The organism is Bacteroides sp. K03 (assembly GCF_019734355.1).
GTDB classification, from domain to species: domain Bacteria; phylum Bacteroidota; class Bacteroidia; order Bacteroidales; family Bacteroidaceae; genus Bacteroides; species Bacteroides nordii.
This window is the reverse complement of the sequence record NZ_JAASHC010000003.1, coordinates 491907-516879: the sequence shown is the minus strand read 5'-3', so window position 1 is coordinate 516879 and position 24973 is coordinate 491907. Positions and strand designations below refer to the sequence as shown.

Genomic DNA, 24973 nt, shown 5'->3' with positions numbered 1-24973 from the left:
ATTCTCTTGTTTTCCGGCTTTTACTTTATTTTTAATTCTTATTGTTCTGGAAGGTGCCGTCGTTGTCGAAGGTGTTATACCATTTTCCGTTTTCTGTACCACCACTGGTTACCCAACCTTCAAATTCTTTGTATACATCTTTGATATTGCGATATTCCAGAGGCCATTTGAACGACTGCGGTATGATAATACCCCAGGCAAGATTCTCTTTGCTTATGTAGTACTTCGTGCCCGATGAACCATCATCATTTCCTCCGAACAGTTGAGTGTTGGCCAAATTGCTTGGCTGATGTCCCGGCATATGAATTTCTTTTCTCTGCTGAGCTCTGTCGGTGATGATGAAGAAATTCATGTTGTTGATGTTGAAGGCACTTTCTTCTATGCGATTGGTCAGGTTCACAGTGATTTCTATTTCGGGAAGATCACTGTTGCTTACATTATTGTCACTGCCTGACTGGGTATTGATGAACTCTCTTGTATTCTTTCCCATCAATTTGTGTGCATCGTCAAAGAGAGGTATCACAGCTTGGCTCTGACCTGCTTCAACTCCACTGTTTTGAAGATTGAATGTGGTAGGTTTATGGGCTTTGTATACAATGCTGCTTATACTGCTTGCCGGTACTTTGTCTAACATTACAGCGGCAGCGATAGCTTTGGTTGCTCCTACGGCACGAAGGGTAACAGTGAATGTTACTTTGCTCGTTTTGTTTTTACTGTCAAGTTCATACTTCAAACCTTTGAGCTGTATTACAATGTCATTCATGTCATAGTCACCGTAGAGAGGCCATTGGTCTTCAAATAGCAGCGTGTATTTATTGGCTGTTTCTACAATAATTGGGAATTCCGGTTCAGTCGGAGGAAGCGGATTGGTAACGGAACCTTCACTACATTCTGTTTTGGCGATTTCTACAGGATTGGTGGATTCACTTGCCCATTCGGCACCACCTGTCATTGTCCAGCGGGTATTCCACGGATCTCTCATTGCTTCGGGATGCTCGTTACATACAATCTGCATATTACCGGAATAGTGAATGATATCATTATTGTTGGGATTTGTAGCAATTGCTTTTTTTATTTTAAGAAGCGCTTTCTCGCTACCTGTACCCTTGAATCCTCTGGCAGTGGTATGATAATTGTATTCGGCCTGCTCTTCTACGACAAACATAGACTTGGCACCCAATTCTATTAATGTATTGTCCATATACAGGTTGCTGGTCTTAATAAATGCACCGGCGTCATTTATGATTTTAGCTTCGTGCAGATCTAATAACTGATTGACGATTAGTTTACATTTGTTGAGGCTATAATCATTCCAGCCTTCTATGTGCATGTTCGTGGTAGTCCATTCACCTTCATTTTCCCATGAGCCGTTTGTACAGTTGAGGTTAGTCAGTTGGGATACGGTTACTTTATTGATATTCTTTATATGACTATCACCTGTGATAGCTATATCGGTGGCAGTCGCTTCTCCTTCATTCAGCATGTTAGAGTTTCCGTTCGTGCCGGTCAGTTTACCGGAGATATTTATAATACCCTTTTCTCCATTATAGATGAAAGAACTGTTGGCATAAGTGACATTACGGGCGGTGAGAGTACCCTGGTTATACAACTTATAGTTACTATCCAGTTGCATATCGTTTTCTATCTTTAATGTTGCCCCTTTACCTACTGAAATCAGACAGTTGCTTTGGCCATTATTCTTTGATTGTGGCATTGTTACAGTCACATTGGGCAGTATGAATAGTTTGCAATTGGCAGCAAGGTATATTTCTTCGCTCAGCGTTATGTTTTCGGTAACATACAAACTAACCCCTGACGCCCAAATATTTATTTTGGTTGTCTTTGCAGTAACTTTATAACTGCCGTTGGCTTTAAAGTTGTTTTGATCGAATATTTCATTTGTGGGTGATGCTTCGGGGAATATACTTTTATCTTCACTGTCTGGTGCTGTCATTGTCGTGGATGCCCGTGTGCTCATGCTTCTGGTAGCTTGTGTAGTCACCGGAGTACTGAAATCACAATTAACGACACCGTTCTCTGTGCTGTACGCACGGATTGATGCCAATCCATCCGGAGCAGTCTGGCGAATGTAAAGCAGCGGAATCGAATTGGATACGGGCAATTCGGTAGTGAAGTCCTGACCCAATTTGGCAAATCCTTTGGTCAAGAGGGTTGCATCCGGAGATATTACAGGATTGTTGTCGAACACTTCTACTGTATAATGATATTGTCCGTTAAAAGTGTCGTTAACCTTCACATTGAGGTTTATCGAAGAGAATAATAACCAGTCAAAGCCATTAGGAGCACTTATGTTACCCATTGGATTTTGAGCACGGTAATTGGGATCATAGAAGTTCTTATCGCTATCTACACAACTGCTAAAAACAACTCCACTTACTATAAATGTAGCTGCCAGTGATTCCCGGAAGTTAATTTTCATACATTAAATATTGCTTATTTTGTCTACTGTAATTTACTATAACAACAAATAGCCTTTACTATTTATCACAAAGATATCTATTTATTGTATGATAACAACCTGTTAGGGGAGATAAAGTTTTGATTGTTAACATCTTTTTAGATATTATTGGATGGATATTGCAACTTTCTTTTGTTGCTCTTTCAATAACTTTTATTTCTCTGTTTATCAGTGGTATATGCTGTGCTTGTTTGTGTGTTGTAAAAGATGGTTGTAATAAAAGTTGTATATTCTGTTCATTGTTTATTATTGGATTTTCTTTACAAGCAGAGGAGTCATGGATTACAGTAACAGGTTATTGTTATCATGATGCTTATTTTGACTGTTTCTTCTTTCAATATATGATTGAGATGTCTGTATTTGGGGAGGATCAAGGTAAGTATATAGAAAAATATTTTTAGTTGATAATAGATATATTTATTGAATTTTTACTATTAAGAACTGTGTTTTCTCTGCTCCGGTTACTATTCAAGAAGATTAATGATTGTGTATTGGAACCCAACAGGATAAAAATATTCATCTGTAATCTATTATTTATTATTTAGGACTAATGCCTGATTTTTAGCTAAATACCGAAAATATTCCCTGGGACTCTATATCGGTTGATTGAAAACTTCGGAGTTAGGGAATATATTGTCTATTTCATTTTATCCTATTGACTTCGTTATTTCTCCCACCAGGCAAGAGTTCATTTTGTATCTGATTTCTTTGTTACTCAATCCGTGTCCAAGCAGGAACATCAGTTTGGTTACTGCACATTCCGGGGTGCTGTCATATCCACTGATCACACCTGCCTGCAATAGTTGTATTCCGGTTTCGTACCGTTCCATTTCTACCGCTCCCGAAGAGCATTGGGTAATGTTGACAATGATAATGCCTCGTTCTGTAGCCTCTTTTAGCTGTTGGATGAACCAGGGTTTCTGAGGGGCATTTCCCGAACCGAAAGTTTTCAATACCACCGCTTTCAATCCCTCCACGTGAAGCAGGGAGGTGACGATACTTTCCTGTATGCCGGGGAAAAGAGTTAATATCACCACATTGGAATCGAACAGATAATGTGGTTTCAGTGGTTTGGAGAAATCTGGTTTGCGGATTAAATTAGGTTCATATTTAATATGGATACCGACACGTGCCAATGCCGGATAGTTGAATGAGCGAAAGGCATTGAAGTTTTCGGCGTTGATTTTAGTGGTACGGTTGCCTCGCATCAGGTGATTTTCGAAGAAGATACATACTTCCGGTACTATAGCGGTACCGTCCGGATTTTTGGCTGCGGCTATTTCGATGGCGGTTATCAGATTTTCCTTTCCGTCTGTCCTCAGGGTTCCGATAGGAAGCTGTGAGCCGGTGAGGATGACTGGTTTGCTTAAATTCTCAAGCATGAAACTCAAAGCCGAAGCAGTATAGGCCATTGTGTCTGTGCCGTGCAAAATGACAAAGCCATCGAAGTTGTCATAATTATAGTTGATGATCTTTACGAGCTTTGCCCAGTAAAGAGGCTCCATATCAGAAGAGTCAATGGGAGGGTCGAATTGATAGGAGGAGATCCGGTAATTAAAACGTTTCAATTCGGGGACGTGTTTCAGCAGGTGGTCAAAGTTGAAATTTTCTAAGGCACCTGTTTCCGGGTTTTCTATCATTCCGATAGTTCCTCCAGTATATATTAACAAAACGGAAGGGCAATTTGCTATCATATCTGTGGCTCTTTTGTTAAATCGGCGACAAAGATATAAATTTATTATGATTTATGGATTATCGTTAGGTAAGTTTGTGAGTTGACAACTTGTCCCCCCTGTCAACTCACAAACTCATCAACTCATCAACTTACTCCCGAATTGCTTCCAGCAGTCGTAGGATTGCTTTTTCAGGATCTTTTTCTTCTTCCAGTAAAGTAACAAATCGACTGCCTATAATACCTCCCCGCGCATTGTCACAAGCTGCACGGAAGGTAGCTTTGTTCGAAATGCCAAAACCCACCATGCGCGGATTGCGCAGTTTCATTTCGTCTATCTTCTTGAAGTAAGCACGCTTTTGCACATCAAAATCCTGCTGGGCACCCGTAGTGGCAGCCGAAGATACCATATAAATAAACCCGTCTGTATGGGCATCTATTTCACGTATGCGTTCTTCGCTGGTTTCGGGAGTGATAAGCATAATTACTTTGATACCATAACGTTCGGCTATGGGGCGGTATTGTTCCTGATAGTCGCGAAAGGGAAGATCGGGAATAATAACCCCATCAATACCGCATTCAGTGCATTGGCGACAGAAGTTTTCAAACCCAAACTGCATGATAGGATTCAGATATCCCATAAATACAAGTGGAATTTTCACATCTTCACGGATGTCGTGAAGCTGTTCGAAAAGCCGTTTGAGCGACATGCCGTTGCGAAGTGCCCGTGTGGCTGCATTCTGAATCACAATGCCGTCTGCCATTGGATCACTGAACGGAATTCCGATTTCAATCATACTTACACCGTGCTTTTCGAGGGTGCGGATAACGTTGGCTGTTCCCTCCAATGTAGGAGTACCGGCACAAAAATAGATAGATAGCAGGTCTTTTTTATCGCTGCTGAAGAGTTGATTGATTCTATTCATGTTCTTATTCTTTCTTTATTGTTAGCGTAATTCGTTTAAAAACTGATGGATACGTTGCGCATCTTTTCTTCCCGGTTTTACTTCAAAGCGACTGTTGAGATCGTAGCCCACCAGTAGGGGATGCTGAAACTCTTTGAGTGCTTTGGCGCTATAAGGATTGATACCGCCACTCAGTATGAAGGGAGTACGTCCTTTATAGATATGCAGAATGCTCCAGTCGAATTGATTGCCCGATCCTCCGCGTTGTTCGCATTTTGTGTCAAAGAGAAAGTATTTGCAGAAATTGCTGTAATTGTGTACGTTTTGCAGATCCTTTCTGCTGGCTATAGGGAATGCCTTGATAAGTTTCAGCCCTGACAACTGGAGTGACCGGCAATATTCCGGCGATTCATTTCCGTGTAATTGAATGAAGTCCAGACTGAAACGGTCGGCAAACATTTCTATTGTCTGCTTATCTTCGTTAACAAAGACTCCGACACGGCGGGCATTGGCAGGCATATAATCGGGCATTTCGCATAAGTAACGTGGAGATTTGGGATAGAAGATGAACCCGATCATGTCGATGTCCGGTGATTCTACTTCACGGATATTTTCTCCTTCACACATGCCGCAAACTTTGATTAATTTGTTGTTTACCATTTTCTTGAGGGATTAAGAGTTATTATGTGGTTATTTTATCTATAAAATCTTTGAGTGTTTCACCCGGTTGCCCGGTTCGCATAAAGGTTTCGCCGATAAGAAAGCCTCTGAAACCGGCATCGCGTAACTGAGATACGGTTTCTGGTTGAGAAAGTCCGCTTTCGGATACGCGTATGATGTCTTCCGGCAAATGTTCTGCCAGACGGAAGGAGTTGGCAACATCTGTATGAAAGCTCCCGAGGTTACGGTTGTTGATACCTACCATATCTGTCTCCTTATTTATATAAGTAAGCTCGTCTGCACTATGAATTTCGAGCAGAACTTCAAGACCGAGTTCGTGAGCTTTGGCAGTCAGTGCATGGCATTCGTCCTGTTCGAGTGCAGCAGCAATAAGCAGCACTGCATCGGCGCCTACGATACGGGCCTGGTAGAGCTGATACTCGTCGATAATGAACTCTTTCCTCAGAATGGGCAGATCCACCAACGGGCGGGCGATACGGATATCACGTAATGTTCCGCCAAAGAATTTCTCATCTGTAAGGATAGATAGTGCAGAAGCACCAGCAGCGGCATAATCGGGAATGATCTCCTCCGGACTGGCTGTTTCCTTTATCCAGCCTTTGGAGGGAGAACGGCGTTTGAACTCGGCAATAATACCACTGGAAGAAGTAGCTAATGCCTGTTTCATAGAGCGGGTAGGAGGGGCGTCACTAACCCCTTCGTATAATTGTTCGATTGTAATGGATTGCTTCTGCAACTCCACCTCAATCCGCTTGTTAGCGATAATTTCTGATAATATATCGGGCATAGGAAAAATAGTGATTAATGATTAGTGATAAGTGATTAGTGATGAGCGATAAGTGATTAGTGGGCTGCGAGATCATCCGCATGGCACTAATCACTCATCACTAATCACTCACCACTATTTATAAATTTCTTAAGCGTATCCAGTGCCTTTCCGCTTTCCAGCGACTCGCGGGCAAGGGCAATACACTCTTCTATTGGCTTCTCCGGACAAATCACGTTGATGGCAAAGGCAGCATTGACAATTACTACATCTTTTTGTGCTTCGGTAGCTGTATTTGCCAGTACATTGTCGAATATCCTTGCGGCATCTTCCGGTGTGTTTCCACCATCCAGATCCATCTCTGTGTAACGAGAGAAACCGAGACTTTCGGGGGTGTAAATTTTTTCACTCTCGCTGGTAGCTACTTTGAATTCCTTTGTCAGGGATATTTCGTCATATCCGTCCAGGCTGTGGACTACTGCGAACTTAATATTGCTTGCCTGATAAGTGTAGCTATACAGACGAAGCAAAGGCAGATTGTAGACGCCCAACAGCTGGTAGCTCGGTAGTACCGGATTGACCAACGGACCAAGCATATTGAAGAACGTACGTACTGCCAGTGATTTGCGTACCGGAGCTACTGCTTTGAGTGCTGGGTTGAAGAGGGGAGCGTGCAGATAAGCGATGTTACACCTCTCCATAGAACGCCGTAACTTATCAACATCATTGGTGAATTTCACACCGTGTTGTTCCATTACATTGCTGGCACCACTAACGGAAGTTGCTCCGTAGTTTCCATGTTTCACAACCGGAAAACCGGCTCCGGCTACTGTGAAGCAGGCTGCTGTAGAAATATTGAAGGTGTTTTTTCCATCACCACCCGTACCTACAATGTCAATAGGAGAGAACTCACTCAGATCGACAGGGACCCGCATCTCGAGTAAAGCATCGCGGAAACCACATAATTCCTCTACGGAGATATTGCGCATCAGAAAAACGGTGATTAAAGATGCCACCTGTACATCATTGTATTTGCCCTGTGCTATGTTTTGCAGGATGATACGGGCTTCGTCCCGTCCCAGGTATTGGTGCTCGAAGAGCTTATATAAAATCTGTTTCATACATTTATGCATTTAAAAAGTTCTGAATGATAACTTTGCCCTGTGGTGTCAACACCGATTCGGGATGGAATTGAATGCCATGTACATCGTACATCCGATGGCGCAATGCCATGATTTGCCCTTCCTGGCTTTCGGCTGTAATTTCCAGACACTCCGGGAAGGCGTTGCGGCTTACTACCCATGAATGGTAGCGCCCTACAGGTATTTCGTGCTCCAGATTCTGAAACAAAATATCGTCTTTGATGACGTGAACCGGGGTTTGTACACCATGGTATACATCCGTAAGGTTTTCCAGTGTGGCACCGAATGCTTCGCCGATAGCCTGATGGCCCAGACAAACGCCGAGAATACTTTTGGTTGGGGCATATTGTTTGATGATGGGCAATAACAGACCGGCTTCTTCCGGTATACCGGGACCGGGTGAGAGGATGATCTTGTCAAAGCGTTCTATTTCACTGAGTGCAATCTGATCGTTGCGGAATACTTCTACATCTTTGATTCCCAATTCTTTCACTACATGCAGCAAATTATAAGTGAAAGAGTCGTAGTTATCTAAAAGTAATATCTTCATTGTCTTTAATTTTTAAGTGTTACTGCCAGGTCTATTGCTTTCTTCAATGCACCCAACTTGTTGTTTACTTCCTGCAATTCATATTCGTCCTGGCTACGGGCTACAATACCGCCTCCTGCCTGGAGCCACAGTTCATTGTTACGACTCACAAAGGTACGAATTGTAATGGCTTGGTTCAAGTCTCCGTTTAGTCCGATGAATCCGATGCAACCACCATAGGCGCCGCGGTTGTGCGGCTCTATCTCACTGATGAGTTGCATGGCGCGTACTTTGGGTGCACCGCTAAGAGTACCTGCCGGGAAAGTGTCGATAAACGTTTTCATGGAGCTGCTCTCTTGGTTGAGTACTCCGCTGACGCGGCTGACCAGATGGATCACATGACTGTAATACTGTGGTTCTTTGTAGAACACTACACGCACGTCATGGCAGTTGCGGCTGAGGTCATTTCGTGCCAGATCTACCAGCATGACATGCTCTGCATTCTCTTTCGGGTCTGCAAGCAGAGCCTCTGCGAGTTCTTTGTCTTTGATAGAGTCGCCTGTGCGGCGGGTAGTTCCTGCTATGGGATCAATACAGGCTTGTTTGCCTTCAATTTTGCAGTGTGTTTCGGGAGATGAACCGAAGATGCGGTAACCGCCAAAGTCGAAATAAAACAGATAAGGGGAAGGGTTAATGCTGCGCAGAGCACGGTATACTTTGAAATCATCACCGGCATAAGGCTGTACGAATCTTCTCGATAAAACAATCTGGAAAACATCGCCACGCAGACAGTGTGCGATACCTTTGCGAACATTTGCTTTGTGTTGCTCATCGGTGATGGGGCTTGTTACCGGACCGGTCACGGAGAAGTTATAAGATGCGTAATTACGGTTTTCGATGGTAGATTCCAGTTCCGGCAATCCGCTCTCTTCTCCTTCGCTGAGCATTTCTACAAGCGTAAGCTCGTTTTTGAAATGGTTGAAGATGATGATATACTTATATAAGATGTACAATATATCCGGTGCATCATTCATCTGGTCGTGGCTCTCTTTAATGGGGATATGTTCAAAGTATTTCACGGCATTGAAAGTGGTATAACCATAGAGTCCGCATACTTCCTTGTGTTCTCCCGATACATGGAAACAGTTAATGAAGCTGTTAATGGCATTTTCTACTGTGAAGGTTTCTGTCAGCGGCTTTTCTTCGCGGGTATTGTCCGGATAGGTAGTAGTGACAAGGTCGTTGTTGACACCTACGCTTGCCAGTGGGCAGAGAGCGATGTATGACATGGAATTCTCTCCGGCATGGAAGTCTGAGCTTTCCATGAGTACCGATTGCGGATACATATCGCGTACCTTAAGGTAGATACTTACCGGAGTATGCAGGTCGCCAAGTACCTGTTTGCTATTGGTCTTATAATTAAACATGGGGTTATTTACGATTAGACGATTTACAATTTACGATTTACAATTTACGATTGAAACTACTTTGATTTACGATTAGACAATTTACAATTTACTATTTACGATTGAAGTTACTTTATTTATGAATAAGGGCAATCCCAATCGTAAATAGTAAATCGTCAAATCGTAAATTCCAAATAGGTTTCAATATCCTTATCTCCTCTTCCCGACACTGTTAATACTACCACATCTTCCGGGTTGAACTTTAACTTTTTGAGGGCACCTAATGCATGGGCCGATTCGAGTGCCGGAATGATTCCTTCCAGTTTTGTCAGTTCGTAGGCGGCTTCTATGGCTTCGTCGTCATTTACGGCCAGTACTGTGGCGCGATGCTGCGATGCAAGGTTGGCATGTATCGGTCCGATGCCCGGATAGTCCAATCCGGCAGAGATCGAGTAGGGTTCTTCGATCTGCCCGTCCTCGTCTTGGATGACGAAGGTACGTGCTCCGTGAATGATACCCATTTTCCCGAGTTGGATAGTTGCTGCAGTCTGTCCGGTTTCTACGCCCTTTCCTCCGGCCTCTGCCAGAACGATGCGTACCCGTTCGTCATCCAGATAATGATAGATAGTACCTGCAGCATTACTTCCTCCACCTACACAGGCGATAAGATAATCGGGATAGTCGCGTCCCTCTTTTTCTGCAAGTTGTTTTTTTATCTCTTCACTGATCACCGACTGCAACCGTGCTACCATGTCCGGGTAAGGGTGAGGACCAACCGTAGAGCCGATGATGTAATACGTGTCTGCCGGATGACAACACCAATCGCGTATTGCTTCGTTGGTAGCATCTTTCAATGTCATATTTCCCGATGTTACCGGGATAACTGTTGCGCCGAGCATTTTCATCTTCTCTACGTTGATGTGCTGGCGTTCCACATCTGTCTTGCCCATGTAGACAATGCACTCCATATTCATCAGTGCACAAACGGTGGCTGTAGCTACCCCATGTTGTCCGGCACCTGTTTCGGCGATGATACGAGTCTTGCCCATTCGGCGAGCCAGCAATATCTGGCCGATGGTATTGTTTATTTTATGAGCACCGGTATGGTTGAGGTCTTCCCGTTTCAGGTACATCTTACATCCGTATTTCTCTGAAAGGCGGCGTGCCAGGTAGAGAGGGGAGGGACGTCCTACGTAGTCGCGCAGTAGTTGGTCGAACTCCTGTTTGAAACTCTCATCATTCAGTACGGTGAGGTATGTATTCTTTAATTCTTCTACACATTTGTGAAGTATTTCGGGGATATATGCTCCGCCAAATTCTCCATAATAACCATCTTTGTCAACTTGATAACTTTTCATATATTCTTCTTTTTATAATTAAACTCTGTTGTAATGCCGGCTGAGCCGGGTTCGATAAATGGGCGGAAATGAAAAGAGCCCTGTCGCAGGTTGCGACAGGGCTCTTTCAAATCTGTTATATCTTTAATGAGGTATATACATACGAGCACTGCTCCCTTACGACTGTCGGAGTTGTAACGGGCGCCACCACCAATATGTATTTACTAACATTGTTCTCATTGTCTTTTGATGTTTTACGGGGGCAAATATAAACACATTGTTTGAAACAGCAAACAAAATCTTTCTTTTTTTATTCTTTCCGTTTGAAGAAAGTACTAAATAAACATTTCCTTCTCTTGATTTGTTTAATTATACAATTAATATTTAAACAGAAACCAAATTATGAAACAAAGGAAAGTCCTTATTACAATCGCTGTCGTTATTTTAATCTTACTGTTATTATACTGGCTTTTTGTAGCCGAAGATATTAACGCATGGCTTCCGGTGAACTAATATGAATTGTTCGTTTTTGTATGGTATTTCACCACAGAGTAACACAGAGTTCCACGGAGCAGTATTTATCTGATAAAACGCGGATTAACACAGAATTCTAAGACCTGCACAAATATTTGCGCAGGTCTTAGAATTCTGTGTTTCAATAAAGATTTAAACTCTGTGTTACTCTGTGGTGAACTGCTTCATTCCTGTACAGTCTTGAATGAATCTCTTTTTATAAAAGATTCTTCCTATATCGCAGTAGGATTGTTATCTTTGCACTTATCATTATTAAAGAAGTAATAACCTATGAACAACTTTATTTTTCAGAATCCCGTCAAGCTCATTATGGGACGTGGGATGATTGCTCAATTGAGTAAGGAAATTCCGTCCGATAAACGAATTATGATAACTTTTGGTGGTGGAAGCGTTAAGAAAAACGGCGTGTACGACCAAGTGAAAGAAGCTCTCAAAGATTATTTTACAGTAGAATTCTGGGGCATTGAACCCAACCCTGCTATCGAAACGTTGCGTAAAGCCATTGCTCTTGGAAAAGAACATAAAGTTGACTATCTGTTGGCAGTAGGTGGTGGTTCCGTCATTGACGGAACAAAATTGATAGCCGCCGGATTACTTTATGATGGAGATGCCTGGGATCTTGTGGCTGCCGGACGTCCGGTGACAAATACCGTGCCTCTTTCTACCGTACTCACTTTGCCTGCCACAGGATCGGAAATGAATAACGGGGCTGTAATCTCCCGTCACGAAACAAAGGAGAAATATCCTTTTTATGCCAACTATCCGCTCTTTTCTATCCTTGATCCTGAGGTGACGTTTACTTTGCCTCCTCATCAGGTAGCCTGTGGTATTGCCGATACATTTGTGCACGTAGTAGAGCAATATATGACTACTCCCGGTCAAAGCCGCCTTATGGACCGTTGGGCAGAAGGTATTTTGCAAACCCTTGTAGAGATTGCTCCGCAGATTCGCGAGAACCAGCATGACTACCAGTTGATGGCAGATTTTATGCTTTCTGCTACCATGGGACTGAATGGTTTTATAGCCATGGGAGTATCGCAAGACTGGGCTACACATATGATTGGGCATGAACTGACAGCTCTTCACGGATTGACGCACGGGCATACATTGGCCATTGTTTATCCGGCTACCTTGCGCGTGCTTCGTCGGTTCAAAGGAGACAAGATCCTGCAATATGGTGAACGCGTGTGGGGAATAACGTCCGGTACGAGAGAAGAACGCATTGATGAGGCTATCCGCTGTACCGAAGAGTTTTTCCGTTCCTTGGGACTCACTACCCGTTTGAGTGAAGAGGGGATCGGCAAAGAAACGATTGAAGAAATAGAACGTCGTTTTAATGCCCGTGGAGTGAAGTATGGCGAGAACGGAAATGTAACAGGTGCAGTGGCAAAAGAGATATTGGAAAGTGCTATTTAAGAGGTAGTACTTATCAATGTTTTAAAACAATCGTTTTGTTATATAACAAAGTTACAACATAATAGGGCTTCATTGTTCGCAAGACAATGAAGCCCTATTATCTTAAATACGTACTTAGTACACTTTGTCATAACTTAGGGTGGCTCTTTAGTGTCTATAAATTTATTGTAGCAAAAGTACGGAAGCAGGATGTAAGAAAAGTTACATTTCTGCTATGAACTTATTACAAAACTGGTTTGTTGTTTTAATATGTAAACTGAAACACCTATATTCGCAAAAAAGATTGGGTTGTATCCCGTTAAAAATATATAGAAAAATATGAAAACAATGAATTATTCCCTTATCCGTACTGTCTGTGCATTGATTATTGGCCTGGTACTTGTTCTTTGGCCCGACGCTGCGGTACAGTATCTTGTTATTACTCTTGGTGTGTTATTCCTGATTCCCGGTTTTATTTCTATTATCAGTTATTTTGCAGCTAAACCAGAGGAAGGTGTTTCACGTCGTTTTCCGATTGAAGGAACGGGTAGTTTGCTTTTCGGTCTCTGGTTGGTGGTAATGCCGGGATTCTTTGCCGATGTATTGATGTTCCTGCTTGGCTTTATCCTTATATTAGGAGGTGTGCAGCAGATAGCTTCGCTTTCAATGGCTCGTCGCTGGACGGTAGTTCCCGGTGCGTTTTATGTGGTACCCTCTCTTATCCTGCTTGCAGGTATTGTGGCTCTTTTCAATCCGACAGGAGCACGCAATACAGCATTTATGATTATCGGAGTAAGTAGCCTTATATACGCGGTATCTGAATTGGTGAACTGGTTTAAGTTTACACGCAATAAACCCAGAAAACCGATATCAGATGATATTGAGGATGCGAAGATAATAGAGTAAAAAAAGAAGAGGCCTGCCTCACGGCAATCCTCCCCTGCAAACTTAAAACAACCAACAAAAGAAATATTTGAATAGTGATTAGTGGTTAGTGAATAGTGATTAATACTGTACTTATATGCCGCATGGCACTAATCACTCATCACTAATCACTCATCACTAATCACTCATCACTCATCGCTAAATCACTATTCACTATCTAATGAATAATAATTCTCGGTATTTGGGTAGCGTCCACATCTGGTTGTCAACGATGAGTTCCAGTTTGTCTATGTGGTAACGTATCTCTTCCAGGGCCGGTACTATGGTATCATGATAAGCGATGGCTTTTTCGCGTTCGCTTTCAATCTTGTTTGCCACTTTACGAGCTTCGATCATAGCATCTACATGCTCTTTTATGAAAGCTGTACGATCTGCTATTTCTTCGATAAGTTCCAGATTTTTAGCAGATAGTCTGGCGGCTTTCTCTTCCGGGAAGAGGGCGCGCATCTTATACACATTATCAATCAGATCCGTTTGATACTGCGTTGCAACCGGAATAATGTGGTTCATTGCCAGGTCACCCAAAACACGGGCTTCAATCTGGATTTTCTTGGTATAGGTTTCCCATTTCACTTCATTCCGGGCTTCCAGCTCTTTCTTTGTCATTACGCCTGTGGCTTCAAACATGGCAATGGTCTCCGGTTTCAGATAATTGTCGAAGATTAATGGAACGCTGGTTTCACAGTCCAATCCTCTTTTTTTAGCCTCTTCTTTCCACTCGTCACTATATCCGTTGCCGTCAAAGTGGATGGCTTTACACTCTTTGATGTATTTACGAATTACTTCCAGGATGGCCGAAACTTTGGGTTCACCTTTCTCTATCAGTGTATCTACATCTTTTTTGAACATCTTCAACTGAGCGGCAATAGCAGAGTTCAAGGCAATCATGGCACTGGCACAATTGGCTTCCGAGCCAACGGCACGAAACTCAAAACGGTTTCCGGTGAAGGCGAAAGGTGAGGTACGGTTACGGTCTGTATTGTCAATCAGTAATTCCGGGATCTGTGGAATGTCAAGTTTCATTCCTTGTTTGCCACTGAGGCTTACCAGATCATCTTTGGTACTCTCTTCAATGTGTTCCAGTACCTGAGACAATTGCTTGCCCAGGAAAGAAGAGATGATGGCAGGAGGTGCTTCGTTGGCTCCCAGTCGATGGGCATTTGTGGCACTTGAGATAGATGCTTTCAGTAAGCCGTTGTGGTGGTAAACAGCCATTAGTGTATTCACTACGAATGTCACAAAGCGCAGGTTGTCTTCCGGAGTCTTGCCCGGAGCCATTAACAGAATGCCCGTGTCTGTACCCAGTGACCAGTTGTTGTGTTTACCGCTACCATTTACTCCCTTGAATGGCTTTTCGTGTAATAATACCCGGAAACCGTGGCGGCGACTTATTTTGCGCATTAATGACATGATGAGCAGGTTGTGGTCATTTGCCAGATTGCATTCTTCAAAGATAGGAGCCAGTTCAAACTGGTTGGGTGCCACTTCGTTATGGCGTGTTTTTACGGGGATACCCAATTTAAGCGCTTCTATTTCGAGATCTTTCATAAAAGCCGCTACACGGGTAGGAATGGCACCGAAGTAGTGATCTTCCAGTTGCTGATTCTTAGCACTGTCATGCCCCATGAGTGTACGTCCTGTCATCAGCAAATCGGGGCGGGCGGCATAAAGACCTTCGTCTACCAGGAAATATTCCTGTTCCCATCCCAGATAGGCGATTACTTTCTTTACCTCCGGGTTGAAATAATGGCAAACGTCGACAGCTGCTTTATCTACGGCTCTCAGGGCTTTCAGCAGCGGAGCTTTATAGTCGAGTGCTTCGCCTGTATACGCTATGAATACAGTTGGGATGCACAATGTATCATCTACAATAAATGCAGGTGAGGAAGGATCCCAGGCTGAGTATCCACGGGCTTCGAAAGTATTACGGATTCCTCCGTTAGGGAAGGATGAGGCATCCGGCTCCTGCTGAACAAGTAACTTGCCGGAGAATTCTTCCATTACACCTCCTTTGCCATCGTGTTCAATAAAGGCATCATGTTTTTCGGCAGTACCTTCGTTCAGTGGAGCAAACCAGTGGGTATAGTGAGTGACTCCCATTTCGCTGGCCCACTTTTTCATTCCGGCAGCTACTTCATCGGCTATGCTGCGATCCAGTGGAGCACCATTGTCAATAACGTCAATCAATTTGTTGTATACCTTACTTGACAGGTATCTGAACATCTTTTCTTTGTTGAATACGTACTTTGCAAAGTACTCCGAAGGCCGTTCCGAAGGAGGAACCACTTCTACCGCTTTTTTCTTGAAAGCTGTTTCTACTACTCTGAATCTTAGTTTTGACATAATCTTTTGATTTATGATTGATGGAATTATGATAGATTAGTTATATGCTGATTCTCCGTGCTCGTAAATGTCGAGACCTTCTTCTTCGACACGTGCCGGAACACGTAATCCGTGAACTTTATCGAGCAGCTTGAAGATAACAAAACCCATGCCGGCTGCCCAGCAACCTACTATGACTGCTCCAAATACTTGTGCTCCAAAGAATCCGAAAGTACCTGTATAGAATACTCCTTCGCTTGTAGAGAACAATCCGGTGAGCAGTGTGCCTAAGAAACCACAAACACCATGTACGGAACTTGCACCTACGGGGTCGTCTATTTTCAGCACCTTGTCAATGAAGTCTACCGAGAATATCATTACAACCCCACAGATAGCACCAATCAGTACAGCCCCTGCTGCCGACACACAATCACATCCGGCTGTGATGCCTACCAATCCGGCAAGGATACCGTTCAATGTAAGTGATAAAGAGGGTTTTCCGTATTTCCACCAACTCACTACGAGGGCGAAGAAACCACCGGCACAAGCTGCCAGATTCGTAGTCAAAAATACATGGGAAATTGCTATCTGATCGGGGGTAGAAGCTGCTGCCAGTTGAGAACCGGGGTTAAAACCGAACCAACCGAACCACAGGACAAATACGCCCAATGCTGCAATCGTCAGGTTGTGTCCCGGAATGGCTTTTGATTTCCCGTCTTTTCCATATTTGCCAATACGTGGACCGAGAATAGCTGCACCTACCAATGCTATCCAGCCTCCGACAGAGTGAACTACGGTTGAACCGGCAAAATCGTGGAAGGTTGTACCGAACAGGTTCATCATAAATGAACCTTCTTCACCGTTCATGAGCCAGCCCCCTCCCCAGGTCCAGTGCCCTGAAATAGGGTAGACCAATACACTGATGCAGATGGTATAAACGATGTACATAGAGAATTTAGTACGCTCGGCCATAGCTCCTGAGACAATGGTGGCTGCTGTGGCACAAAATACAGTCTGGAATATCAGAAAGCCCTCTGAAGGGAGTCCGCCACCTTCATAGAACGACAAGTTGAAGAAGTGGGGCATACCGATGAATCCACCTGCGCCGAACATCAGTCCGAAACCGATGAACCAGTAGAGTAACGAACCGAACATGAAATCGACAAAGTTCTTCATTAGAATATTGGCGGTGTTCTTTACCCTTGTGAATCCGGCTTCTACCAGTGCAAACCCCGGTTGCATGAAGAATACCAGCATTGCCGCCAATAACATCCATACGGTGTTCAGTCCGTTAGCCAATTCTCCTATTGTATCCGGTGCAGTTTCCGTAACCGGAGTTTCTGTTGCCGTAGTGATTGTTTCCGTTACAGCAGTTGTTATTGTTGTAGCGTCTACAAGGGTTGTATCCTGAGCGAGTGTTTCTGTTGCGAAGCACAGTGCAAAAAGCATAGCACTGGCCAACCACAGCTTTGTAATGCTGTGCTTTCTATATGTATCCATAATTTTGATGTCTTTGAATTGTACTACTTTCTTTATTTTCTAATGGTCCGTATCAGGAATCCGGTCACGCCGTGCTATCGTTCCTGTTCGGCATTATAGAGAGCAATGTCGCCTCGCTCTCCTGTGCGGATGCGGATAGCATCTTCTATCGGAATAACAAAAATACGTCCGTCTCCGATCTCTCCGGTTTGTGCTGATCTGACAATCGCCTGAACGGTCTTTTCTGTATTCTTGTCACGTACTACAATCGAAATAAGAATTCGCTCAATAGAGCTTGTGTCATATACCACACCACGGTAAATACGTCCCTGGCGTGCTTTGCCTATACCTCTTACGTCATAGTAAGAGAACCACTCAATGTCTGCATCCAGAAGCGCATCTTTCACTTCCTCGAATTTGGTTTTACGGATAATAGCTTCAATCTTTTTCATATACCTTCTTGAATTAGTGTGTTTTGTATTTCTTTTAGAAACTCATGCCGAACACCAGATATGTCTTGTCCATAGCGGGTGATACGGTGGCCTGTACAAAGATTGGGATAGAAAAACTATCTGTTACTTTGATTGATCTGGCTGCCTTCAGCGAGATATCCGTGAGGCCGCTGATCTTCTCACCTGTGTATAAATAAGATTTAGTTGATACACCGATGGAGGGAGTCAATGTGATGTCTCCCGGACAGGTGATATCATACGAGGCATTGAAGTAAGTGGAGAAGTTCTGGTTGTCCTCCGGGTTCTTATCTGCTCCGGCAAACATGGTTGCTACGGACAGAGTCAGAGGGACTTTTTCTCCGAAATGGTAACTCAATGCACCTTCAAAATAATGGCTGTCTTTATAATAGCCATATTTACCGCTTTCGCCGGACCACCAGTAGTCTGTCACTGTAATACCCAATCCACCAATGCTGTAACCTAACGTGATGTCGAATTCTTTTGGTTCGAGATCTGTGATGCTGGTGCTTCCCCATGCCGACAGTGATACTCCTTTATAGGCCAGCCCTAAAGAAGGTTGAACAGAGGCACCGGAGCCTTGGTCGAAACCACGCCATACGTATTTGTTTACTACGTCGGCTCCCAGTGAAACCTCAAATTTGTCTTGTGCCATTGTGGTTGTTGGAATGAGCATTCCAACTATCGCTACTGCTACTCCCCCTAATTTTTTGTTAATCGTCGTTTTCATCGTCTTTTTACCTTTAAATTAGAAAAATTGTGGATGTACGGTCCAACTGTTATATAGTAGCGCGCTAATATTATCTTTGTAAATTAAAAATTATATATTGAAAATTAGAGTTACGGGGGTAGGGGATTGTTTTAATTTCTAATTTTCAATGACTTTACAGCCAGTTTTTTATTCTTCTCATAGCTTCGATACAATCATTGCGTTCACCAAATGCTGTGAGGCGGATATATCCTTCTCCGCTTGGGCCAAAACCTATACCCGGTGTACCTACTACGTTGGCTTCGTAGAGCAGCTGGTCGAAGAACTTCCACGAACTTGCTCCGTTCGGGGTTTTAACCCAAAGATAGGGAGCATTTACCCCTCCGTAAACTTTTAGTCCGGTGCTTTCAAGTCCCTCTTTCATGATATGGGCATTGGTCATATAATAATCTATGGTCTCTTGTATCTGCTTTTTTCCTTCCGGGGTGTAAATCGCTTCAGCAGCCCGTTGGGTGATATAAGAGGTACCGTTGAATTTTGTACATTGCCGGCGATTCCATAGGCGGTTCAGAGGGATGCGGTCTCCTCCGAGAGTGGCTGCCGTCAGTTCTTTGGGCACTACGGTATATCCGCAACGTACTCCGGTGAAGCCTGCCGTCTTTGAGAAGCTTCGGAATTCAATGGCGCATTTTTTGGCTCCTTTGATTTCGTAAATGGAGTGTGGGACGTCTGGTTCCCGGATATATGCTTCGTAGGCTGCATCAAACAATATCAGCGTATCATTGGCCAGTGCATAGTCCACCCATTTCTTCAGTTCTGCTTTGGTTAGCGTTGTCCCTGTCGGGTTGTTAGGGTAGCAGAGGTACACAATGTCGATACGTTTATCGGGTATCTCCGGGATGAAATTGTTTTCGCTTGTACAAGGCATGTACGTCACGTTACTCCATTTACCACTATCTTCTTCCAATACGCCTGCGCGTCCACACATCACATTGCTGTCTATGTATACCGGATAAATAGGGTCTGTAACTCCTACGCTGTTGTCATGGCGCAGAATATCCCCGATGTTTCCCGTATCACTTTTGGCTCCGTCACTGATGAATATTTCTGAGTTGGAAAAGTGAATTCCCCGGGATGCATAGTCATTTTTGATAACGGCTTCGATAAGGAAGTCGTATCCCTGTTCCGGACCATATCCATGGAAGGTTTCGGCATGAGCCAATTCTTCTACGGCTTTGTGCATTGCTTCGATACAGGCCGGAGGCAATGGACGGGTGACATCTCCGATACCCAGGCGGATAATGTCTTGCTTCGGGTGTGTGATCCTGAATGTATTTACCTTTTTCGCAATATCCGAGAATAAATAACTTCCCGGTAATTTCAGGAAATGTTCGTTTACAAGTGCCATATTGTTGTTGTTTTAAGTTTATCGTTTTATATACTCTCTCTCTTATTCTCTTTTATTCTTCTGTTTCTATTGTTCCGTCAAAAACCTTTGTTGCGGGACCAGTCATAAACACGTGATTCGTTTTCTCATCCCATTCGATGGTCAGCGTTCCGCCATCCATGATAATATCTGATTTTCGTCCGGCTTTACCTCTTATGACGGCAGCTACGGCAGTGGCACAAGCTCCTGTTCCACAGGCTTGGGTAATCCCCGAACCTCTTTCCCACACACGCATTCTTATTTTATGATCGTCTAATACCTGTGCAAATTCTACGTTGGTACGGTCGGGGAAAAGTGGGTTGTTTTCCAGCTCCGGACCAATCTTTTGGAGGTCTATTCCGTTAATATCCTCCACAAAAGTTACCAGATGCGGATTTCCCATAGATACTTTGGTAGAAACATATGAATATGTATCGCTGAAGTCAATGATTCCTGTCTCCGACGGTTCTCCCATATCTACTGTTACAGCCGTTACTGTTTCGTTTTCTACATTAAGTTTTAGTATTTTGATGCCTGAGAGCGTATCCAGAGTAATGGCCGTTCTGCTGGTCAATCCATATTCGAATAAGTATTTGCCTATACACCGGCTTGCATTGCCACACATCATTGCTTCCGAACCGTCTGCATTGAAAATGCGCATACTGAAATCTGCTTTATCAGAAGTGCCAATCAAAACAAGTCCGTCGCTTCCTATTCCCGTGTGGTATGCACTCCATTCAATGGCTTTCTTCTCCGGATTTGTGACCGGGTATCTGGTAGTATCTATATAGATATAATCATTGCCTGCTCCATGCATTTTAGTGAATTGAATTCTTTTTATCATTTTGCTCTTTATTTGTCAATTGATATATCCTTTTGTCTTAATACAATGCAAAGGTATGTCTTTTTGCTTTATATTTTGCTTAAATATATATCTAATATCTATTTATTTTATTGAGTCTTTCAATTTTGTTAAATAGGGGTGTTTATACTTGTAATTTGAAATATAAAAGAATGATATACTAATAAACTATTATAGAGGAGTTTTGTTTTGCATATTCTTCCGTTATATATGAGAGGTTTGAATACTTGATTTAGATCAATTGAGGTGTTTTGGGAACAAAAAGGGGTACTATGGAATTGACAAAATGAAAGGATATTACGCTGATTATTGTCTTAATGTGATTATAAATCGGGCTTATATTCGTTATAAAACCAGTTATAGTGAAACCTTTTCTTATTGCTTTTGTTAATGTGGGGTATAATTATAAAAAAACAATAAACAATGGATGATGTAACCAAACAATTAGAGGCAGCAGCTCAAACCAGTCACTTGGTTTTGATTTTCTTTTATGCCGACTGGGCTCCCCATTATAATTGGCTGGAACCGGCTATCAATGAGTATGAGAAAAGAGTAGTTGAACTTATTGAAGTAAATATTGAGACCGATAAAGCAGTGGCCGATTCTTATAATATAGGAACTGTGCCGGCATTCGTTTTACTGCATAGAGGTAAGGAGTTATGGAGGCAGATAGGCGAATTGACCGTTGATCAGCTCCGGCTGGTGTTATCGGAGTTCTGAGAAATAGGAGAAATTAGTGATTAGCGAAGGAGTGATTAGTGATTAGTGAAGGGTGATTAGTGATTAGTGAAGGGTGATTAGTGATTAGCGAAGGAGTGATTAGCGATTAGTGAAGGGTGATTAGTGATTAGTGAAGGAGTGATTAGCGATTAGTGAAGGGTGATTAGTGATTAGCGAAGGAGTGATTAGCGATTAGTGAAGGGTGATTAGTGATTAGCGAAGGAGTGATTAGCGATTAGTGAAGGAGTGATTAATGCAAATAATAGCGCAGCCCACTAATCACTAATCACTAATCACTAATTTCTCACCTTCTCCTGCAATAAAATCGGCTCGTTCGTAGTAATGAAATCTATATTCTTTTCGATGAGCCATTTCATATCTTTGGGTTTGTTTACTGTCCAGGCATTAACTTTCAGCCCCAGGTCATGACATTCTTTGATCCATTCGGGATGTCTCTGGAAAACACTCAGATGATAATCCGGTCCGGCACATCCCATTTCTTTTAATTCTTTCGGGGTTAATTTTCCATCCAGATAGAATACAGGCGTACCGGCAGGTGCCAACCGGATAAACTCTTTGGTGGCATGCAATGAAAAGGTAATGTACTCCATTCTCTTTTCCAATCCTAACTTCTTGACCATATTTACTATTTTTTCAACAGCCAGCGTTTCGCGTTCGGGTCTGCTATGCGCTTTTAGTTCGAGGATGAGTTGTGTTTTGGTTTTCTTGGCAGCTTTGAGATATTGTTCCAGTGTGGGGAGCTGTTCACCATTGTCCAGTTTGAGTGAGGTAAGTGTTGCAGCCGTGGAACGTTCCATGCTTTTTAGTTTGAAAATAGGATCATGATTCACCACCAGCTTATCATCAGCTGTGAGCCACACATCAAATTCGGAACCGTAGCAACCGATAGAATCAGCCTTCAGAAGGGCAGCGATACTGTTTTGTGCCGAACCATCTGTTTTCCAGTAACCACGATGGGCGATAACCTGGGTTTGAGCTATTGCACTGTAAGTTGAGAGAACCAGGGCGGAGGTAAGAAGGATTTTCTTTATTTTCATACTATATAATTCTGTGAGTTGGTAGAGTGAGACAAAGGTAAAGAAGATATTATGAATTGCAAGTTATGGATTGCGAATTTGTGTGAAAAGAGTGGATATAAATGGACTGATAGGGAGAATGGAATTACAGGAATATTACAATGCTCCTGAGGCATTTCCTATTCCGCATGGAAAGGTACGCCGTGTGATAGTTCATTGAAACGCAGATGAACGCAGATTTTCGCAAATGGAAAACAAGATGATAAAGAACTATAGTCTTTTAATCTGCGTTTATTTGCGCTAATCTGCGTTTCATCAGATAAATAGTACTCTGTGAAACTCTGTGGTGAGTTCAGTTCACTTCTGAATAACTTTGAACTGAATATCCAACTACTGATTCACATTATTAGTTAGTAAGCCTCTTCGTGCACATCTTTTACGGCTCGTCCGCTTGGTTCATTCTTGCCCTGGAAGGAAGCGTCCCATGCCAGTGCTTCTGCTGTGGAGCAAGCTACGCTTGGTACACTTGGTACACTTCTTGCCGCCGATGCACTGGGGAAGTGTTCTTCGAAGATGCTTCGGTAATAATATTCTTCTTTATTCTGCGGTGTGTTGACCGGGAAACGGTCTGCCGCCTTTGCCATTTGTTCATCACTTATAGCGGTGGCAGTGATTGCTTTCAATGTATCAATCCAACTGTAGCCTACTCCGTCACTGAACTGTTCTTTTTGTCTCCATGCTACACTTTCGGGCAACATATCTGCAAAGGCTTCACGCACAATTTTCTTTTCTATCACTTTGCCCGGAGCCATTTTAGCTTTCGGGTTGAGGCGCATGGCAACATCCAGAAACTCTTTATCGAGGAATGGAACGCGTCCTTCTACTCCCCAGGCCGACAAACTTTTGTTGGCACGCAGGCAATCATAAAGATACAGTTTGGAGAGTTTACGAACGGTTTCATCATGGAAGGCATGGGCGTCGGGTGCTTTGTGGAAGTAGAGATAACCGCCGAATATCTCATCTGCTCCTTCACCACTAAGTACCATTTTGATTCCCATTGATTTGATAACGCGTCCCAGCAGATACATTGGGGTAGAGGCACGAACGGTGGTAACGTCGTATGTTTCGATAAAGTAGATAACATCACGAAGTGCATCGAGACCTTCCTGAATGGTGTAATTTATTTCGTGATGTACGGTTCCGATATATTCGGCAACTTCGCGGGCTTTGATAAGATCGGGGGCTCCTTTCAGACCGATTGCAAAGGAGTGGAGCTGTGGCCACCAGGCATCACTGGCTCCATCGGTTTCGATACGTTTGGCAGCATATTTCTTGGCTATGGCTGAGATCACTGAAGAATCCAACCCTCCGCTCAGTAACACGCCATAAGGCACATCGCTCATTAATTGGCGGTGTACGGCTTCTTCAAGTGCATCGTGTAAGTCGGTTACAGAGGCAGGGTTGTTTTTTACTGCTTCATAGTCTGTCCAGTCGCGGGTGTACCATTGTTTCATTTTTCCCTCTTTACTATAAAAATAATGGCCGGGAAGGAATGGTTCGTATTCGTCACAGAAACCTTCAAGAGCTTTCAGTTCACTGGCTACGTAGATTGTTCCATCTGCATCATGTCCTATATAAAGAGGTATTACGCCGACAGGGTCACGGGCGATAAGGAATTCATCCCGTTCTTCATCGTAAAGAGCAAAAGCGAAGATGCCGTTCAACTCTTCGAGGAAATGAATGCCTTTGTCCTGGTAAAGTGCCAGAATGACTTCGCAGTCACTACCTGTCCGGAATTCATAGCATCCGGCATACCGGGTACGTATTTCACGGTGATTATAGATTTCGCCGTTAACGGCAAGAATTTGTTTACGATTGGGGGAGTAAAGGGGCTGTCCTCCACTTTGCGGATCTACAATGGAAAGGCGTTCGTGTGCAAGGATCGCACTGCCTCCGGTGTAAATACCACTCCAATCCGGACCACGATGACGAATTTTTTGTGCCATGCGTAACGCTTTGTTCCGCAACTCTTCTGATTGGCTCTTAATCTTGAATATACCTACTATTCCACACATAACTTTGATTTACGATTTTACGATTTACGATATACGATTGAAATTACTTTGATTTACGATTGGACGATTTACGATTGATGTT

General features: G+C 43.2%; 20 protein-coding genes. 3 read left to right on the top strand and 17 right to left on the bottom strand.

Annotated features, from left to right (window positions below; all coding sequences use genetic code 11):
* Positions 1-31: 31 nt before the first annotated feature.
* From HCG69_RS04555 to trpB, 9 genes are all read right to left on the bottom strand, one after another.
* The gene (locus tag HCG69_RS04555; protein ID WP_221649035.1) at positions 32-2440 is read right to left on the bottom strand and encodes an LruC domain-containing protein; all 2409 of its coding nucleotides are present in this window, start codon (positions 2438-2440) and stop codon (positions 32-34) included.
* Between the two features lie 686 nt (positions 2441-3126).
* Entirely contained in the window at positions 3127-4173 is a 1047-nt protein-coding gene (locus HCG69_RS04550) for an asparaginase (protein WP_002560845.1), read from the bottom strand.
* Between the two features lie 130 nt (positions 4174-4303).
* On the bottom strand, positions 4304-5077 hold the full coding sequence (gene trpA / locus HCG69_RS04545) for a tryptophan synthase subunit alpha (RefSeq protein ID WP_221649034.1): 774 nt from the start codon (positions 5075-5077) through the stop codon (positions 4304-4306).
* A gap of 21 nt (positions 5078-5098) precedes the next feature.
* Positions 5099-5716 (bottom strand): phosphoribosylanthranilate isomerase, encoded by a 618-nt coding sequence (locus HCG69_RS04540; RefSeq protein WP_221649033.1) that lies wholly within the window; start codon positions 5714-5716, stop codon positions 5099-5101.
* A gap of 22 nt (positions 5717-5738) precedes the next feature.
* Positions 5739-6524 carry an indole-3-glycerol phosphate synthase TrpC gene (trpC, locus tag HCG69_RS04535; protein WP_221649032.1) on the bottom strand — a complete coding sequence of 262 codons (786 nt, stop codon included), beginning with the start codon at positions 6522-6524 and terminating at the stop codon, positions 5739-5741.
* A 104-nt stretch (positions 6525-6628) separates the two neighbouring features.
* On the bottom strand, positions 6629-7624 hold the full coding sequence (gene trpD, locus HCG69_RS04530) for an anthranilate phosphoribosyltransferase (RefSeq protein WP_221649031.1): 996 nt from the start codon (positions 7622-7624) through the stop codon (positions 6629-6631).
* 4 nt (positions 7625-7628) lie between these two features.
* Positions 7629-8195 (bottom strand): aminodeoxychorismate/anthranilate synthase component II, encoded by a 567-nt coding sequence (locus HCG69_RS04525; RefSeq protein WP_221649030.1) that lies wholly within the window; start codon positions 8193-8195, stop codon positions 7629-7631.
* 5 nt (positions 8196-8200) lie between these two features.
* Complete coding sequence (locus tag HCG69_RS04520) at positions 8201-9601, bottom strand: anthranilate synthase component I family protein (RefSeq protein ID WP_007485072.1); 1401 nt, start codon at positions 9599-9601, stop codon at positions 8201-8203.
* A 155-nt stretch (positions 9602-9756) separates the two neighbouring features.
* The gene (gene trpB, locus HCG69_RS04515; RefSeq protein ID WP_221649029.1) at positions 9757-10938 is read right to left on the bottom strand and encodes a tryptophan synthase subunit beta; all 1182 of its coding nucleotides are present in this window, start codon (positions 10936-10938) and stop codon (positions 9757-9759) included.
* Positions 10939-11721: 783 nt separating this feature from the next.
* Here trpB and HCG69_RS04510 point away from each other — a divergent pair.
* Together HCG69_RS04510 and HCG69_RS04505 are read left to right on the top strand one after the other, a co-directional pair.
* Complete coding sequence (locus HCG69_RS04510; RefSeq protein ID WP_221649028.1) at positions 11722-12867, top strand: iron-containing alcohol dehydrogenase; 1146 nt, start codon at positions 11722-11724, stop codon at positions 12865-12867.
* Between the two features lie 318 nt (positions 12868-13185).
* Complete coding sequence (locus HCG69_RS04505; RefSeq protein WP_221649027.1) at positions 13186-13752, top strand: HdeD family acid-resistance protein; 567 nt, start codon at positions 13186-13188, stop codon at positions 13750-13752.
* A gap of 192 nt (positions 13753-13944) precedes the next feature.
* Here HCG69_RS04505 and HCG69_RS04500 read toward each other — a convergent pair whose 3' ends face one another.
* From HCG69_RS04500 to dapF, 6 genes are all read right to left on the bottom strand, one after another.
* Entirely contained in the window at positions 13945-16134 is a 2190-nt protein-coding gene (locus HCG69_RS04500) for a glutamine synthetase III (RefSeq protein WP_221649026.1), read from the bottom strand.
* A 36-nt stretch (positions 16135-16170) separates the two neighbouring features.
* On the bottom strand, positions 16171-17613 hold the full coding sequence (locus HCG69_RS04495) for an ammonium transporter (RefSeq protein ID WP_221649025.1): 1443 nt from the start codon (positions 17611-17613) through the stop codon (positions 16171-16173).
* A 74-nt stretch (positions 17614-17687) separates the two neighbouring features.
* Complete coding sequence (locus tag HCG69_RS04490; RefSeq protein ID WP_221649024.1) at positions 17688-18044, bottom strand: P-II family nitrogen regulator; 357 nt, start codon at positions 18042-18044, stop codon at positions 17688-17690.
* A gap of 34 nt (positions 18045-18078) precedes the next feature.
* Positions 18079-18792 (bottom strand): hypothetical protein, encoded by a 714-nt coding sequence (locus tag HCG69_RS04485; RefSeq protein ID WP_221649023.1) that lies wholly within the window; start codon positions 18790-18792, stop codon positions 18079-18081.
* 154 nt (positions 18793-18946) lie between these two features.
* A complete protein-coding gene (locus HCG69_RS04480; RefSeq protein WP_221649022.1) occupies positions 18947-20179 on the bottom strand; it encodes an LL-diaminopimelate aminotransferase in 1233 nt (410 codons plus the stop codon).
* Positions 20180-20231: 52 nt separating this feature from the next.
* Complete coding sequence (gene dapF / locus HCG69_RS04475; protein ID WP_221649021.1) at positions 20232-21041, bottom strand: diaminopimelate epimerase; 810 nt, start codon at positions 21039-21041, stop codon at positions 20232-20234.
* A gap of 441 nt (positions 21042-21482) precedes the next feature.
* Between dapF and HCG69_RS04470 the strand changes: the two genes are divergently transcribed.
* Entirely contained in the window at positions 21483-21779 is a 297-nt protein-coding gene (locus HCG69_RS04470) for a thioredoxin family protein (RefSeq protein ID WP_002560828.1), read from the top strand.
* A 296-nt stretch (positions 21780-22075) separates the two neighbouring features.
* Here the strand turns inward: HCG69_RS04470 and HCG69_RS04465 are convergent, their stop codons facing one another.
* On the bottom strand, positions 22076-22837 hold the full coding sequence (locus HCG69_RS04465) for a glycerophosphodiester phosphodiesterase family protein (RefSeq protein ID WP_195348982.1): 762 nt from the start codon (positions 22835-22837) through the stop codon (positions 22076-22078).
* Positions 22838-23226: 389 nt separating this feature from the next.
* A complete protein-coding gene (asnB, locus tag HCG69_RS04460) occupies positions 23227-24891 on the bottom strand; it encodes an asparagine synthase B (protein WP_221649020.1) in 1665 nt (554 codons plus the stop codon).
* Positions 24892-24973: the final 82 nt, after the last annotated feature.

Excerpts from the sequence above, each read along its gene's own strand:
- trpA (WP_221649034.1), bottom strand. The coding sequence starts at position 5,077 with ATGAATAGAATCAATCAACTCTTCAGCAGCGATAAAAAAGACCTGCTA.
- HCG69_RS04470 (WP_002560828.1), top strand. The coding sequence starts at position 21,483 with ATGGATGATGTAACCAAACAATTAGAGGCAGCAGCTCAAACCAGTCAC.
- HCG69_RS04525 (WP_221649030.1), bottom strand. The coding sequence starts at position 8,195 with ATGAAGATATTACTTTTAGATAACTACGACTCTTTCACTTATAATTTG.
- HCG69_RS04520 (WP_007485072.1), bottom strand. The coding sequence starts at position 9,601 with ATGTTTAATTATAAGACCAATAGCAAACAGGTACTTGGCGACCTGCAT.
- HCG69_RS04495 (WP_221649025.1), bottom strand. The coding sequence starts at position 17,613 with ATGGATACATATAGAAAGCACAGCATTACAAAGCTGTGGTTGGCCAGT.
- trpD (WP_221649031.1), bottom strand. The coding sequence starts at position 7,624 with ATGAAACAGATTTTATATAAGCTCTTCGAGCACCAATACCTGGGACGG.
- dapF (WP_221649021.1), bottom strand. The coding sequence starts at position 21,041 with ATGATAAAAAGAATTCAATTCACTAAAATGCATGGAGCAGGCAATGAT.
- HCG69_RS04505 (WP_221649027.1), top strand. The coding sequence starts at position 13,186 with ATGAAAACAATGAATTATTCCCTTATCCGTACTGTCTGTGCATTGATT.
- asnB (WP_221649020.1), bottom strand. The coding sequence starts at position 24,891 with ATGTGTGGAATAGTAGGTATATTCAAGATTAAGAGCCAATCAGAAGAG.
- HCG69_RS04555 (WP_221649035.1), bottom strand. The coding sequence starts at position 2,440 with ATGAAAATTAACTTCCGGGAATCACTGGCAGCTACATTTATAGTAAGT.
- trpB (WP_221649029.1), bottom strand. The coding sequence starts at position 10,938 with ATGAAAAGTTATCAAGTTGACAAAGATGGTTATTATGGAGAATTTGGC.
- HCG69_RS04540 (WP_221649033.1), bottom strand. The coding sequence starts at position 5,716 with ATGGTAAACAACAAATTAATCAAAGTTTGCGGCATGTGTGAAGGAGAA.
- trpC (WP_221649032.1), bottom strand. The coding sequence starts at position 6,524 with ATGCCCGATATATTATCAGAAATTATCGCTAACAAGCGGATTGAGGTG.
- HCG69_RS04480 (WP_221649022.1), bottom strand. The coding sequence starts at position 20,179 with ATGGCACTTGTAAACGAACATTTCCTGAAATTACCGGGAAGTTATTTA.
- HCG69_RS04465 (WP_195348982.1), bottom strand. The coding sequence starts at position 22,837 with ATGAAAATAAAGAAAATCCTTCTTACCTCCGCCCTGGTTCTCTCAACT.
- HCG69_RS04510 (WP_221649028.1), top strand. The coding sequence starts at position 11,722 with ATGAACAACTTTATTTTTCAGAATCCCGTCAAGCTCATTATGGGACGT.
- HCG69_RS04485 (WP_221649023.1), bottom strand. The coding sequence starts at position 18,792 with ATGAAAACGACGATTAACAAAAAATTAGGGGGAGTAGCAGTAGCGATA.
- HCG69_RS04550 (WP_002560845.1), bottom strand. The coding sequence starts at position 4,173 with ATGATAGCAAATTGCCCTTCCGTTTTGTTAATATATACTGGAGGAACT.
- HCG69_RS04500 (WP_221649026.1), bottom strand. The coding sequence starts at position 16,134 with ATGTCAAAACTAAGATTCAGAGTAGTAGAAACAGCTTTCAAGAAAAAA.
- HCG69_RS04490 (WP_221649024.1), bottom strand. The coding sequence starts at position 18,044 with ATGAAAAAGATTGAAGCTATTATCCGTAAAACCAAATTCGAGGAAGTG.